Origin of the sequence: Bacillus sp. KICET-3 (assembly GCF_033261025.1) — a bacterium.
Taxonomy (GTDB): Bacteria; Bacillota; Bacilli; order Bacillales; family Bacillaceae; genus Bacillus; species Bacillus sonorensis.
In genome coordinates, this window is sequence record NZ_CP137345.1 from 4,252,742 (window position 1) to 4,265,908 (window position 13,167).

Consider the following 13,167-nt stretch of genomic DNA (forward strand, 5'->3'; position numbering starts at 1 on the left):
GGTTCAACCTCCCTGCAGTTATACTGAACTTACGCTGACAAGCCTTGAAATGACAGGCTCTCCGTCCCATACGATTTGACTCTCGGCCTCTCTTTTTCTCATAGCCGGTTCTGTCAGAAGCACGAAAAAGTTTTTCGTCGGCAGCTTGCCAAGCTGATGCTTTTCACTCAGTACGTCCAAATAATGCTGCCTCTTTCCGCCCAGATCGCCCGACTGATTGTCCCCTTGCGCTGAAAAAGCATAGATGACGCTCGCCGCGGGTACCCTTTTGACATGAAACCTTTCTGCTGCACGCAGAAAAAAGTCCCAATCCCAATAATTGTGCACGGCTGGATCAAAATAGCCGATTTCGCTGTGAAGAGATCGTTTATACATGCTTCCTGAAGGGACATATGTAGAAAATTTCCTCATTTCCTCCAATTCAAACGTATAAGCGAAAAGATGGCGGCTTGTCGGGATTCTAACATCCCCTTTTCTTTCAAAGGAAACAATTTCAGCATCTGAATACACAAAATCTGCTGTTTCAAGCGCCTTTGCCATTCGTTCCATATGGCACGGAGTGAAAAAATCATCATCATCACACAGCATAATAACATCTCCGGCCGCTTCTTTCACCCCTATATTTCTCGCTTTCACATGTTTTACATTTTCCTCCAGATGAAGCGCCTTGATCGGAAGGTCTGAGTACAGGTGCTGTACAAAATCGACTTTCTCGCCGGCGTCGTTTACGATAATGACTTCATATGGCTTAATGGATTGTCTTGCAATAGATTCAAGCAGTTCACACAAAGCGGGGAGCCGATTGTGTGTCACAATTACGATTGAAATCTTCATGTTGGTTTATTGAGCGCTCCTTCATATTTCATTTTATTTCTATTAAATCATAAAGCGAACGATTTCACATGAATCAAAAGGCGCCCTGGTTTTTTATGCTGGCGGAAGGACCGCTTTACCAGACCGAAAGCAGGCATTTTTCATTTCAGTCATTTCATTGTACTCTGATGAAAAGCTGTCTATAATAAAAACTATACCAATCTAAGGATGGAATCTCTTCGATGGAGGCTTGACAAACATGACAATGCACAAAGCGCTGACAATCGCCGGCTCTGATTCAAGCGGAGGCGCCGGAATACAAGCGGATTTAAAAACATTTCAGGAAAAAAATGTTTACGGAATGACGGCCTTGACCGTTATCGTCGCCATGGACCCGGAAAACAGCTGGGATCATCAGGTGTTCCCGGTGGATACGGATATCATCCGGGCACAGCTGGCTACCATCGCGGACGGAATCGGCGTCGATGCGATGAAGACGGGAATGCTTCCTACGGTTGACATTATCGAACTTGCGGCAAAGACGATTAAAGAACACAATATGAAAAATGTCGTCATTGATCCGGTTATGGTTTGCAAGGGAGCAAACGAAGTATTGTACCCTGAGCATGCGAAGGCTTTGCGGGAGCTCTTGGCGCCTCTTGCAACGGTCATTACGCCAAACCTTTTTGAAGCCGGACAACTCAGCGGCCTGGGAGAAATAAAAACCATTGAACAAATGAAAGAAGCAGCAAAAGCGATTCATGACCTTGGCGCAAAACACGTCCTCATTACCGGTGGAGGCAAGCTGGATCATGAAAAAGCGGTCGACGTTTTATTCGACGGACGGGAAGCAGAAGTAATCGAAGGGGAAAAAATCGACACCCCTTACACCCATGGCGCAGGCTGCACCTACTCAGCTGCGATAACGGCCGAACTTGCAAAAGGGTCAAGCGTAAAAGAAGCCATTTATTCTGCTAAAGAATTCATCACGGAAGCCATTCGCGAATCATTCCGTCTAAATGAATATATCGGACCGACAAAACACTCCGCCCTCCGGCTCAGCGGAAAATAAAAGAACCCCTTTTAATGGGGTTCTTTACACATCATCCGTCCTGTTTTGCATGGACATTTCTCGCCGATGATTTTAAAAACGCTTCAATTGATTCTACAAAAAGAGCATATTCTTTCATTTGCTCATAAGTGCCTGAAAGGATCTCTTTTACTTTTTCCTTGGACATTGTTTGCTCATCAATGTCACTGATCAGCTTCTTCATCTGAAGGAGCAAATCATTGTATTCTTCCCTCGTATCCTCGATATGATCTGCTATTTTTTTCAGCTGCTTTGCTGTCAATTTCTGCTCACTTCGATCCAATAGAACAACCCCTTTGCAACTTGTACAGTATCTAAAAAAAGCATATCATAAAGGGAATTTACGGGGAATAAAAAACGCTCCTTTATGCAATCGTCCAAGATGACACATTCATTATGATTTCTTTTCTTCCAGAAATCCAGACATGATTATTTCCCGGGGAAGGAAAATATCGAGCTGTAAACACTTCTTCTCCCCCGTTTACGAAAATTTCAACGGAAGAGGCGTCCAAAAAGATGTTTAGATCCTTAAGCCCGGCAATGCGGCAATGTCTCGCTTCCGTCCTCTCATCAACATAGCTCTGTCTTTCCAAAGTCAAAACGCCTTCCGCTTTTCTGTAAATAAGGCGGGCCGCTCCTCGAAAAGATATCTCAAACCCTTCTTCAATATACTGCGGAACGAGCAAAATCTCGGCTTTTTCCGGACTTACAATATCAAGCATTTCAGCATCCTGTTTAAGGGATATTTGAACGCTATTTCCATTCTGCCGCAGCGTTCTCAGTTCTTGAACCGGTTTTTGAATAAGCCTGTTATTCTCCAAAGTTAATTCCCTGGGCAATGTCATACAATGGACCCATTCATACGGAATCGTCGGATGGCTTTGTTCGCCTTGATCAGGGACGCCCATCCAGGCGATTAAAATCCGCCGGCCTGATTCATCCTGTGTCGTCTGCGGCGCATAGAAATCAAAGCCGCGGTCCAGCTCTTCAAATTCTCCATGTCGAAATTCCGGTTTTCGTTCATCTAACTTACCGACAAAATATCCGGACTGATAAACATTTTGAAAGCGGAAGCCTTCAGCTTCCAGGCCTTGGGGGCAGACAATCAGGACATCTTTTCCTCCCAGAGTGATCATATCCGGACATTCCCACATATAGCCGAATTCATCAAGCTGGGCTGTATGAGAACCGGTAATATCGCCGAGAAATGACCATTCCGTCAAATTTTCAGAAGAGAACAGCACCGCCCTTCCTTCAAGCCGCTCTGTCTGCGCACCGAGCACCATATACCAGCGTCCGTTTTTTTTCCATACTTTTGGATCGCGAAAATGGGCTGTGTATCCTTCAGGGAGCCTTGCGACGACTCCCTGCTTTTCAAATGTAATGCCATCTTTGGAAACGGCAAGGCATTGGTATGTCTCGCGATTTCCTTCCTCATCCCTGACATTCCCTGTATAGAAAACATGCAACAAGCCGTTCTCATCAATTGCGCTGCCCGAATAGCATCCGTTTTGATCATACCAATCGCTTGGCGTGAGGGCGATCTCTTCATGGCGCCAGTGAACAAGGTCTGCGGAAGAATAATGGCCCCAAAACTTGGCCCCGTGGCCTGTTTTAAAAGGCATCCACTGATAAAAAAGGTGATAAGTGCCCTTCCAATGAATGAAACCGTTTGGATCATTCAGCAGTCCGACAGGCGGCATGATGTGATAATGCAAGCGGTATGGATCCTGATTGACAAGGGGCTGATATGTTTCAACCCTTTCCATAGCTTGCCGGCGTAGTTCCTGATCCTGAAGATTCATGAATGCTGCCCCTCCTTAGTTCTTCTTTTCATCCTCTTTGATTCCTAATACAAACGCTGTAATAAAGGCTGTGAAAACGGCAATGCCCATTCCGATTAAATAGTTGATGAGGTTTGCTGTTCCAAATGGCGCTGCGATCGCAATCATCGGAATCCCCGTTAAACCGTAAGCGTTTGCGGCAACATTTGTAAAGACGACATACGCTCCGCCGAGTGCGCCTCCCGCCATTGCACCGATGAACGGCTTACGGTAGCGAAGGTTGACTCCGAAGATGACCGGTTCTGTAATGCCGAGAAACGCCGAGAACGCAGCAGGCAAAGCGATTTCTTTTGTTTTAGCCCGTTTTGCCAGGAAAAATACGGCGAGACCTGCACCGCCTTGGGCGACATTGGCCATAGACCAGATCGGAAGCAGATAGTTGCGTCCAATATCTGCGATGAGGCCGGCCTCAATCGCATGGAAGCTGTGATGAACCCCTGTTAATACGATAAGGGAGTATGCCCCGCCGAAAATCAGTCCGGCAACAGGACCGGCATGGTCGTATACAAAGGTTAGAACATTCGTTATGCCTGTACCAAGCCCTCTTCCTAATGGTCCAATCACAATAAACGCGATGAATCCCGTTGAAATAATGGTTAAGAATGGCGTGACTAAAAGATCGATTGCATTCGGAACAATCTTTCTTGTCCACTTCTCAATTTTACTCATCACATAGACAGCCAGCAAAATTGGAATAACTGTTCCTTGATAGCCCAGCATCTCAATAGGCATGCCGAGGAAATTCAACACTTCAGGTTTCGCTTCAGCGAGACCCCAAGGATTCAGCAGGCTTGGGTGAATCAAGATTCCCCCGATGACAGCCCCAAGATACGGGTTTCCGCCAAATTCCTTCGCCGCACTGACACCGATCAGAATCGGAAGAATAATAAATGCCGCACTTGAAAACATATCAAGCAGCTTAAACAGCCCAGAGTCAGGGCTTACCCATTGGAAGGCTTTCATCATTCCCAAGAGTCCCATCAATAAACCGCTTGCAACAATAGCCGGGATGATCGGCACAAAAATGTTTGACAGCGTTTTCGCGAAACGCGCCAGCGGATTCATTTTCTGTTTGGCTGCTTCATTATGCTGAACCGTTTCTTTTTGATCGAGCTGAAGCATTTTGGCAAATTGTTCATATACTTTATTGACAAGCCCTGTTCCAAAAATAATCTGGTATTGGCCTGAGCTGGAAAAGGCGCCTTTTACGCCGTCAAGCGCTTCCACCTTTTCCTGATCAATTTTTGATTCATCTTTGATGACCAGGCGCAGTCTAGTTGCACAATGGGCTGCGCTTATAATATTGTCTTCCCCGCCAAGCAGATCAATGAGACGTTCGGCAATTTCTTTGTGATTCATGATGACTCCTCCTTTTTTGTTTAAAAAAAAGCAGAAAAGACCTAAAATTCACCAACGAATAGAGGACGCATCTTCCCCATTCATTTGAGCAAATTTTAGGTCTTGCCTGCTTTACCAGTCACAATCCCCGGTATTTTGTTTTTTTAATACGCTTTCATTTTATTATGTGATAACGCTTTCGTCAACTCATTTTTTACGATTTATGTGAAATTTGGCCTAAAAAAAGCCTGATCGCGCGAACATCAGGCGGTATCACAGACGGGAATCATGTAAACGCTGGACATGCAGCGTAATATAGCCAATCTCCGATTCCGGGAGATGAAGATCATATTCAGTTTTTACGTAATCCGCCAGCCCTTCAGCACAACGGTAGCTTTCAGGATACTTTTGCCGGATGAAATAAAGCATGTCATCGTCCATGACATGAAATGCCTCATTGGATTCCAGCCGATTGACCGCATACCTTAAATGCGTAACAAGCCGTTGATATGAAATGCTGTTTTCATCAATCGTCCGATTGAAGCAGCACTCGATCTTTTCAATCAATTCCTTGATGATCGTGGTGTATTTAAGCGTTTTCTGCATGTTTTCCGCATCCATTTTTGCGGTATGGATATGCAGCGCAATATACCCCGCTTCATCATCAGGCAAATCGACACCCAGTTTCTCTTTTATCAAGCCGATTGCCCAGAGGCCGATCTCATATTCTTTTTTATAAAGCGCTTTGATTTCATTTAATAATTTATTTTGAATCACAAATCCTTTGCGGATTCGCTCAATTGCAAATGATAAATGATCCACAAGGGCGATGTGGATATGGTCGCTCAGCGGTGCGGACAGCTGCCCTTCCGCATAGCTGATAATCTCTTCGGCAGCTTCAATATGTTCTTCCGGAAGTGTTTCGAGGATTTGTTTAAACTTTTCGTTTTCTTCATGAATGGTAAAAATCTTTTCCACCTTTTGTTTCAAGATGGGATCATTTTTGCCTTTTTGAAAAGCGATACCAGGCCCCATGACAATCTTTTCTTGACCATCCTCCTTTATAATTGCTGCATTATTGTTCAACACTTTATAGATTTTCACGGCTGTCACCCACTTCTCATTATGAGTGGGATTTTACCTTGTTTATGTTCTCATGTAAAGTTCAGGTCCGGCTCTCACCCGTTTTGACGTTTTTTTGCAAGCTGCGGGGGCCCTTTCTTTCGCCATATCATCAAGCATTACCCGCCTCCACTCAAAAATATCGGCCTGTTTCCTTTCTGCATGCTGCGAAAAGGCACCGGAAAACGCCTCCGCCTGCTGGTATGTACTTGCGATCCTTCTGAAAATCTCCTGGCTGCCGTTGGCGGGAATCACCCAATTCAGCAGCAAGGCTGTCCACATTTTAAAAAAAGCAATAATACCCTTCACACGTATCCCTCCAGTTTCAATTTTGTAAAACTAGCAACTGTATTAAACTTCTGACACTATCTTATCCCAGCAAAATGAAAATGTTTGTCACAATGTGAGTGAAAAAAGATTCTAGTTTTTAGAAGTTTTGTTGAAAACTGAAGGAATCGGATCAAAAAGAGAATCCACAGGCTTTTTGAACTTATTCACAGATTATCCTAAAGATAAACACATCATACCCACAATACATATCCACATATCCACATAATTATTCAACATTTAGTACAAGAACACATATTCCCTACTATATCTATACACAGATTTATTAACATATTCACAATAAATTGTGTATAAACCTGAATAACCACAAACCATTTTATTGGATATATGAAAATTTTTTCTATATATAGAAGGATTTTTTCGAAAATAAGAGAATATTTAAAAAGTTTCTAACTCTTAGTATCACATTTAAAAGGGGGATATCGTATTGAAAAAAGGTCTTATCCGCTATTCCATTTTTGCTTTCATTCTATTTTTCACTTTATCTACATTCCTCACCGGAGTTCAGGCAAAAACAATGTCCAAAAAAGCTTCTCCGGAACTTGAGAAAGCCGAAATCTTTGGAGATATTGACGTGACATCCGATAAACTGACAACAGTCATCGTTGAATTAAAAGAGAAATCGATTGCTGAAGCAAAAGCTGAGGGGGAGAAGCAAACAAAAGCCTCTTTAAAAACGGTGCGCAGCAAAGTGAAAGACGAGGCCTTCAAAAAGGTGAAGAAGGCCAAAATCAAGCGGGAATACGACCGGGTTTTTTCCGGATTTTCCATGAAGCTGCCTGCAAGTGAAATTCCAAAGCTTCTTTCGGTCAAAGCGGTTAAAGCTGTCTATCCAAACGCGACATACAAACCGGACAATATAAAGAAAAAAAGCGCTGCACTTGCTGCGGACGCCATTTATCCACAAATGGATAAAAGCGCCCCATACATCGGTGCGGATCAGGCTTGGAAATCAGGATACACCGGAAAAGGCATCAAAGTAGCCGTCATTGACACCGGTGTTGATTATACACACCCTGATCTGAAGAAAAATTTCGGGCCTTACAAAGGGTATGACTTTGTGGATAATGACTACGATCCACAGGAAACGCCGAACGGAGATCCCCGCGGAGAATCAACTGACCATGGCACACATGTTGCAGGCACGATCGCAGCAAACGGCCAAATCAAGGGTGTGGCGCCTGAAGCTACTCTCCTTGCATACCGCGTCCTGGGACCAGGAGGTTCCGGAACAACTGAAAATGTCATCGCAGGTATCGAAAAGGCCGTGGCAGACGGAGCGAAAGTCATGAACCTTTCCTTAGGCAATTCGCTCAACAGCCCTGATTACGCGACGAGCATCGCGCTTGACTGGGCGATGTCTGAAGGCGTAACCGCCGTTACATCAAATGGCAACAGCGGACCGGAAAACTGGACGGTCGGATCTCCCGGAACCTCGAGGGAGGCGATTTCTGTAGGCGCCTCACAGCTTCCGTATCATGAATACGCAGTAACATTCGCCTCCTATGGGACAGCGAAAGTGATGGGATATGATGAAGAAAAAGACCTTCAGGCATTGAGCAACCAAGAAGTTGAGCTTGTTGACGCAGGACTTGGACAAGCCGACGATTTCGCCGGAAAGGATGTAAAAGGCAAAGTGGCTGTGATCCAAAGGGGCGCTATTGCGTTTGTGGATAAAGCCGAAAACGCTAAAAAAGCCGGGGCTGTCGGAGTTGTAGTCTACAATAATGTGCCCGGTGAAATTGATGCCAATGTAGTCGGCCTGGCCGTTCCGACGATCAAGCTCTCAAAAGAAGAAGGGGAGAGTCTCGTTCAGGAAATAAAAGCGGGGAAACGTTCGGCCGTCTTTTCGTTCACCCTGGAAAAGGAGCTTGGCGAAACGATCGCATCATTTTCATCGCGCGGACCTGTGATGGACACCTGGATGATTAAGCCGGATGTCGCGGCACCGGGTGTTAATATCGTCAGTACGGTTCCAACGCACGATCCGAATAACCCTTACGGCTTCGCCTCAATGCAGGGAACCAGCATGGCTTCGCCTCATGTGGCCGGAACGGCGGCGATTGTAAAACAGGCAAAACCGGACTGGACGCCGGAGCAAATAAAAGCCGTCCTCATGAACACAGCAGAAAAATTAACGGATGAAAACGGAAAGCTCTACCCCCACAATACACAAGGGGCGGGCAGCATTCGGATCATGGATGCTTTGCAGGCTACATCAATCGTTGCACCTGGCAGCCATTCCTACGGAACATTCATGAAGGATAAAGGAAAACAGACGAAAAAACAAACCATTACTATCGATAACCTTTCATCCTATCGAAAAGCCTATCAGCTTGAATATTCTTTTAAAGGGCAGGGCATATCGGTAAAAGGAACGGAACAGGTCGTCATCCCTGCAAAGAAAACAGGAAAGGCGGCTGCCAGTGTAACCGTCAATTCGGCAAAAACGAAAGCGGGGACTTATGAAGGAACCGTCTATGTCCGCGAAGGAGGCAAAAAAGTTGCCGAAATCCCGACTCTGTTAATCGTCAAAGAACCTGACTATCCTCGTGTTACATCGGTAACCGTCGAACCGGGAGCAGCGCAGGGAACATATTCGGTTGAAGCCTATCTTCCAGGAGGAGCCGAAGAGCTGGCATTTCTCGTTTATGACAAAAACCTCGAATTTATCGGACAGGCCGCTGTCTATAAAAACCAGGGAAAAGGCTACCAATCCTATCAATGGAACGGCAAAATCAATGGTTCTTCCGCTCTTAAGCCGGGCGAGTATTACATGCTCGCTTATGCCTCTGCAAAGGGGAAATCAAGCTACGTTCTGACGGAGGAACCGTTTATCGTCGAATAATGACAAGCCTTGTTGAGAGCCACTCAACAAGGCTTTTTTATGTTAAAATACGGATAATGGAAATCCCTCGCGTTCACGGGAGAAACCTCTTCTCTTCAAAACGTGAAAAAAGCTACCGGAGGGCTTTGTATATATGCTTCCATTTCTCATATTATTCGGTTTGTCCTTCATGACTGTCTGCTTTATCTGTTTCACGTTTTTTTATGTCATCATCAACGTGCAAAAACAGCAGCCGCATCCTTTTCAGAAAGCGGCGGAGCAAACGGTCGATACCGTCCTCCTCGTCCCGCTGAGCTGGCTGTTTACAGCTGTATATATATGCGGCCTGTTCATTCTCCTCCCGGCCCGCTATCTGTTGAACATCTTTCAGCAGAAGCGATAATGTTAGTTTTGAAACGCTTCAGCCAAAAGCCTGTATGACGTCAGTTTATCTTGAAAGTCGTGCGTGATCGTCACCGCCATGATTTCTTCGGTTCCGTATGCCTCAGCCAGTTTCAGCAGCTGTTTTTTCACCTGCCCGCGAGTACCGATCACCATGCGTTTCCGGTTGTCTTCGATTCTCTTCTTCTCATAAGGCGAATACTGATATGACAGGGCCGTGTCCAAAGATGGAAAACCTTCTGTCACCATTCCCTGCTCATTCGCCAGTAAAGAATAATCAAGACTTTTGGCAAGCCGCTCCGCCGCTTCTTCCGTCTCCGCGCAAAGGACAAATACGGCGACGGTCGATCTCGGTTGATCTCCCAGTATGGAAGGCTTGAACCTTTCTTTATAAAGCCGGACCGCATCTTCTCCCCCTTCACCGTTTATAAACTGGGCAAAGGTGTAGGAGGCGCCGACCTGTGCGGCAAGCCTCGCACTTTCCCCTGATGAACCAAGCAGCCATACATCCGGCGCCGAACCGACCTCCGGAGATGCGGTAAGATTTGGAAAGCGATGGTGCTCATCGGCTTGATCGTATAAATATGTAACCAGATCCCCGATTTGCTCAGGATACCTGTCAGCTCCGCGTCTGCCGCCGTCCTGCAGGGCCATCGAAGCAATCGGCATGCCCCCCGGCGCCCGTCCGAGTCCGGCATCGATCCTGCCTGGCGCAAGGCCTTCCAAAACACGAAAGTTTTCCGCCACTTTATAAGCACTGTAATGCGGGAGCATAACCCCTCCCGAGCCTATGCGGATTTTCTCTGTCTTGGCCGCAAGATAGCTCATGAGGACTTCCGGGCTTGAGCCTGCAAGGTTTCTTGAAAAATGGTGCTCAGAAACCCAAAATCTTTTATATCCGAGCTTCTCGGCCATTTTGGCAAGCTCAACCGTCTGTTGTAAAGCAGTTTCAGGCGTGCTTCCTTCAGCAACAGGCGATTGGTCCAATATACTTAAAGAGATCATATTCTTTCACTCCAGTTTACTTTTTTAGCTGAAAAAGAAATAATAGTATCAAGTGAATATTAAAGGAGCATAAGGATTGATGAATGAGAAAGAGCCAACACAAAAACCTGACGCCCCGAAGAAAACTTTGCAAAAGGCTGTCTATTCGGAATCCTTTTTAGCCTTCCGATTTGGTTTATTGTTTATCTTCTGATCAAGCATTTCATCATCAAGTAGAGACAAGGCATACGACAAGGCCGCCGACACGATCGGCAGCCTTTTGCTTTGAAAGGGGAGGTTTTGGCCGCCCCTTTATCTTTTATTAAATCCTTTTTCTTTCACAAATTGATTCATATATGTTCGTTTCGGTTCTTTTAGATGTTGGGTGATTTGCTCAGTCCACTTGTCTGTCCGCTTGCCGCCTGTCCTGTTTTGATAATAGCTTGAAATGGTTTCGTCATATTCGGACAAATGCTTATGAAAGTCCTGCTCATCCAGGTTGTAGGTATTTTCATGATAAATATGTTCAAGCGGCAGCCTTGGCTTTTTCGCAGACGGATTGGCCGGATGGCCGACGACAAAGCCGAACAGCGGAAGCACGTATTCAGGCGTTTTCAGTATCTCAGCGACTTTATCCAGATCGTTTCGAATTCCGCCGATATAGCAGATGCCGAGCCCCATCGATTCAGCAGCAACCGCCATATTCTGAGCTGCGAGCGCCGCGTCAATGACGCTGACCATAAATGTTTCCGTTCCTTCCAGAGCAGCCTTAACATCTTCTCCTCTGTCGCGGGCCACTTTATCATGGCGATAAAGATCTGCACAAAAAACAAACAGATGGCCGTTTTTCTCGACATACGGCTGGTTGCCGGCCAAAGCCGCAAGTTCGCGTTTTTTGCCCTGATCAGTCACGCCGATAATTGAATAAGCCTGAATATAGCTTGACGTCGATGCGCATTGAGCGCTTTCCACGAGCAAACGAATCTCTTCATCTGTCAGGAGCTGATCTGTGAAAGACCTGATCGAACGGTGATTTAATATCGTTTCAATCGTTTGATTCATCTTCCTACCTCCTCTTCATCTTTATCATATCCAATATCTGCTTCTCTCTAAAGCAAAACGGCTTATCCGCCTGAAAAAGAGTTCTTTTTCTTATGTTAAAATGATAGAATCATCTTAATATTTTTGAATCGGAAAGGAAGATGACGGTGGATTCCTTAATGAAAGAACTTGATGATTTATATCCGGAAATGGTCGAGCTCAGAAGACATTTTCACCAATACCCAGAGCTGTCCCATCAAGAGGTGGAGACACCGCTGACCATTGCAAACTATTTGAAAAACCTCGGAATCGAAGTAAGAACAAATGTCGGCGGACAAGGGGTCGTCGGTGTGATCAGAGGGGAACGGCCGGGAAGAACGGCCGCCCTCAGGGCCGACTTTGATGCGCTCCCCATACAGGATCAAAAAGATGTGCCATACCGGTCAACAGTCCCCGGTGTCATGCACGCCTGCGGCCATGATGCACATACTTCCGCCCTCTTGATCGCCGCAAAAGCGCTAAGCAGACACCGGCAGCATCTAAAAGGAAACATCGTCCTGATCCACCAGTTTGGTGAAGAGGTCACACCAGGCGGGGCAAAGCCGATGATTGAAGACGGCTGCCTGGACGGAGTGGACGCCATCTTCGGCACCCACATTTGGGCTCCTATGCCGCTTGGCCAAGTCGGGATAAAGCCGGGGGCCATAATGGCGGCGGCGGACAAATTTACCATCACGATTACCGGCCGCGGCGGACACGGAGGCGCGCCTCACCTGACTGCAGACGCCTTGCTGACGGGAGCTTCCGTCGTCAGTCACCTTCAGCAGATCGTCAGCCGCAGAATAGATCCGACTGAGGCGGCAGTCATTTCAATCGGAACATTCCATTCCGGCCAGGCTTTTAACGTCATTGGTGAAGAGGCCGTGATTGAAGGAACGGTGCGCACCTTTTCGAAACAGGTTCAGGAGACGGTCATCACCGAGATGGAGCGCGTCATTAAAGGCGTTTGCGACAGCAATGGAGCGTCCTTCAAGTTCGACTATGAAAAGGGCTACCCGCCCGTCATCAACCATGAAAAGGAAACAGGCATTGTTCGGGAATGCGCGAAGGAGATTGTTGGCGAAGAGGCCGTTATCGAGCTTGCACCCAATATGATCGGCGAAGATTTTTCCTATTATCTTGAACGCGTCCCGGGATCATTCTTTTTTACAGGGGCGGGAAATCAAACGACGGAAGCGGTCTATCCGCACCATCATCCGAAGTTTGATATTGATGAAAGAGCCATGCTGAATGCAGCGAAGATCCTCGTGTCGTCGGCTCTTGAGTTTTTAGGCGAAAAGTAAAGACAGCCCGGACAG

General features: G+C 46.2%; 12 protein-coding genes. 4 read left to right on the forward strand and 8 right to left on the reverse strand.

What is annotated here, in order from left to right:
* Positions 1 to 18: 18 nt before the first annotated feature.
* A complete protein-coding gene (locus R5H20_RS21745) occupies positions 19 to 834 on the reverse strand; it encodes a glycosyltransferase family 2 protein (RefSeq protein WP_006639495.1) in 816 nt (271 codons plus the stop codon).
* A 238-nt stretch (positions 835 to 1,072) separates the two neighbouring features.
* Here R5H20_RS21745 and R5H20_RS21750 point away from each other — a divergent pair, with 238 nt between their 5' ends.
* A complete protein-coding gene (locus R5H20_RS21750; protein WP_006639496.1) occupies positions 1,073 to 1,885 on the forward strand; it encodes a bifunctional hydroxymethylpyrimidine kinase/phosphomethylpyrimidine kinase in 813 nt (270 codons plus the stop codon).
* 31 nt (positions 1,886 to 1,916) lie between these two features.
* Here R5H20_RS21750 and R5H20_RS21755 read toward each other — a convergent pair whose 3' ends face one another.
* From R5H20_RS21755 to R5H20_RS21775, 5 genes are all read right to left on the reverse strand, one after another.
* Positions 1,917 to 2,186, reverse strand: coding sequence for a hypothetical protein (locus R5H20_RS21755; protein WP_006639497.1), 270 nt, complete (start codon positions 2,184 to 2,186; stop codon positions 1,917 to 1,919).
* Positions 2,187 to 2,268: 82 nt separating this feature from the next.
* Positions 2,269 to 3,708: a sucrose-6-phosphate hydrolase gene (locus R5H20_RS21760; protein WP_006639498.1), complete on the reverse strand. Its 1,440-nt coding sequence runs from the start codon at positions 3,706 to 3,708 to the stop codon at positions 2,269 to 2,271.
* Positions 3,709 to 3,723: 15 nt separating this feature from the next.
* On the reverse strand, positions 3,724 to 5,106 hold the full coding sequence (locus tag R5H20_RS21765) for a sucrose-specific PTS transporter subunit IIBC (protein WP_006639499.1): 1,383 nt from the start codon (positions 5,104 to 5,106) through the stop codon (positions 3,724 to 3,726).
* 252 nt (positions 5,107 to 5,358) lie between these two features.
* Positions 5,359 to 6,189: a PRD domain-containing protein gene (locus R5H20_RS21770; protein WP_006639500.1), complete on the reverse strand. Its 831-nt coding sequence runs from the start codon at positions 6,187 to 6,189 to the stop codon at positions 5,359 to 5,361.
* A 42-nt stretch (positions 6,190 to 6,231) separates the two neighbouring features.
* A complete protein-coding gene (locus R5H20_RS21775) occupies positions 6,232 to 6,516 on the reverse strand; it encodes a hypothetical protein (protein ID WP_006639501.1) in 285 nt (94 codons plus the stop codon).
* Positions 6,517 to 6,982: 466 nt separating this feature from the next.
* Between R5H20_RS21775 and R5H20_RS21780 the strand changes: the two genes are divergently transcribed.
* A complete protein-coding gene (locus R5H20_RS21780; protein ID WP_088272681.1) occupies positions 6,983 to 9,403 on the forward strand; it encodes a S8 family peptidase in 2,421 nt (806 codons plus the stop codon).
* A gap of 133 nt (positions 9,404 to 9,536) precedes the next feature.
* Positions 9,537 to 9,785 (forward strand): hypothetical protein, encoded by a 249-nt coding sequence (locus R5H20_RS21785; RefSeq protein WP_006639503.1) that lies wholly within the window; start codon positions 9,537 to 9,539, stop codon positions 9,783 to 9,785.
* 2 nt (positions 9,786 to 9,787) lie between these two features.
* On the opposite strand, the gene R5H20_RS21790 is transcribed toward R5H20_RS21785, so the two are convergent.
* Together R5H20_RS21790 and nfsA are read right to left on the reverse strand one after the other, a co-directional pair.
* On the reverse strand, positions 9,788 to 10,789 hold the full coding sequence (locus R5H20_RS21790) for an LLM class flavin-dependent oxidoreductase (protein WP_006639504.1): 1,002 nt from the start codon (positions 10,787 to 10,789) through the stop codon (positions 9,788 to 9,790).
* 291 nt (positions 10,790 to 11,080) lie between these two features.
* The gene (nfsA, locus tag R5H20_RS21795; protein WP_006639506.1) at positions 11,081 to 11,830 is read right to left on the reverse strand and encodes an oxygen-insensitive NADPH nitroreductase; all 750 of its coding nucleotides are present in this window, start codon (positions 11,828 to 11,830) and stop codon (positions 11,081 to 11,083) included.
* Positions 11,831 to 11,988: 158 nt separating this feature from the next.
* On the opposite strand from nfsA, the gene R5H20_RS21800 reads away from it, so the two are divergent.
* Positions 11,989 to 13,152 carry a M20 family metallopeptidase gene (locus R5H20_RS21800; protein ID WP_006639507.1) on the forward strand — a complete coding sequence of 388 codons (1,164 nt, stop codon included), beginning with the start codon at positions 11,989 to 11,991 and terminating at the stop codon, positions 13,150 to 13,152.
* Positions 13,153 to 13,167: the final 15 nt, after the last annotated feature.

Coding starts and splice junctions, on each gene's coding strand:
- R5H20_RS21760 (WP_006639498.1), bottom strand. CDS start 3,708: ATGAATCTTCAGGATCAGGAACTACGCCGGCAAGCTATGGAAAGGGTT.
- R5H20_RS21800 (WP_006639507.1), top strand. CDS start 11,989: ATGAAAGAACTTGATGATTTATATCCGGAAATGGTCGAGCTCAGAAGA.
- nfsA (WP_006639506.1), bottom strand. CDS start 11,830: ATGAATCAAACGATTGAAACGATATTAAATCACCGTTCGATCAGGTCT.
- R5H20_RS21745 (WP_006639495.1), bottom strand. CDS start 834: ATGAAGATTTCAATCGTAATTGTGACACACAATCGGCTCCCCGCTTTG.
- R5H20_RS21750 (WP_006639496.1), top strand. CDS start 1,073: ATGACAATGCACAAAGCGCTGACAATCGCCGGCTCTGATTCAAGCGGA.
- R5H20_RS21790 (WP_006639504.1), bottom strand. CDS start 10,789: ATGATCTCTTTAAGTATATTGGACCAATCGCCTGTTGCTGAAGGAAGC.
- R5H20_RS21785 (WP_006639503.1), top strand. CDS start 9,537: ATGCTTCCATTTCTCATATTATTCGGTTTGTCCTTCATGACTGTCTGC.
- R5H20_RS21765 (WP_006639499.1), bottom strand. CDS start 5,106: ATGAATCACAAAGAAATTGCCGAACGTCTCATTGATCTGCTTGGCGGG.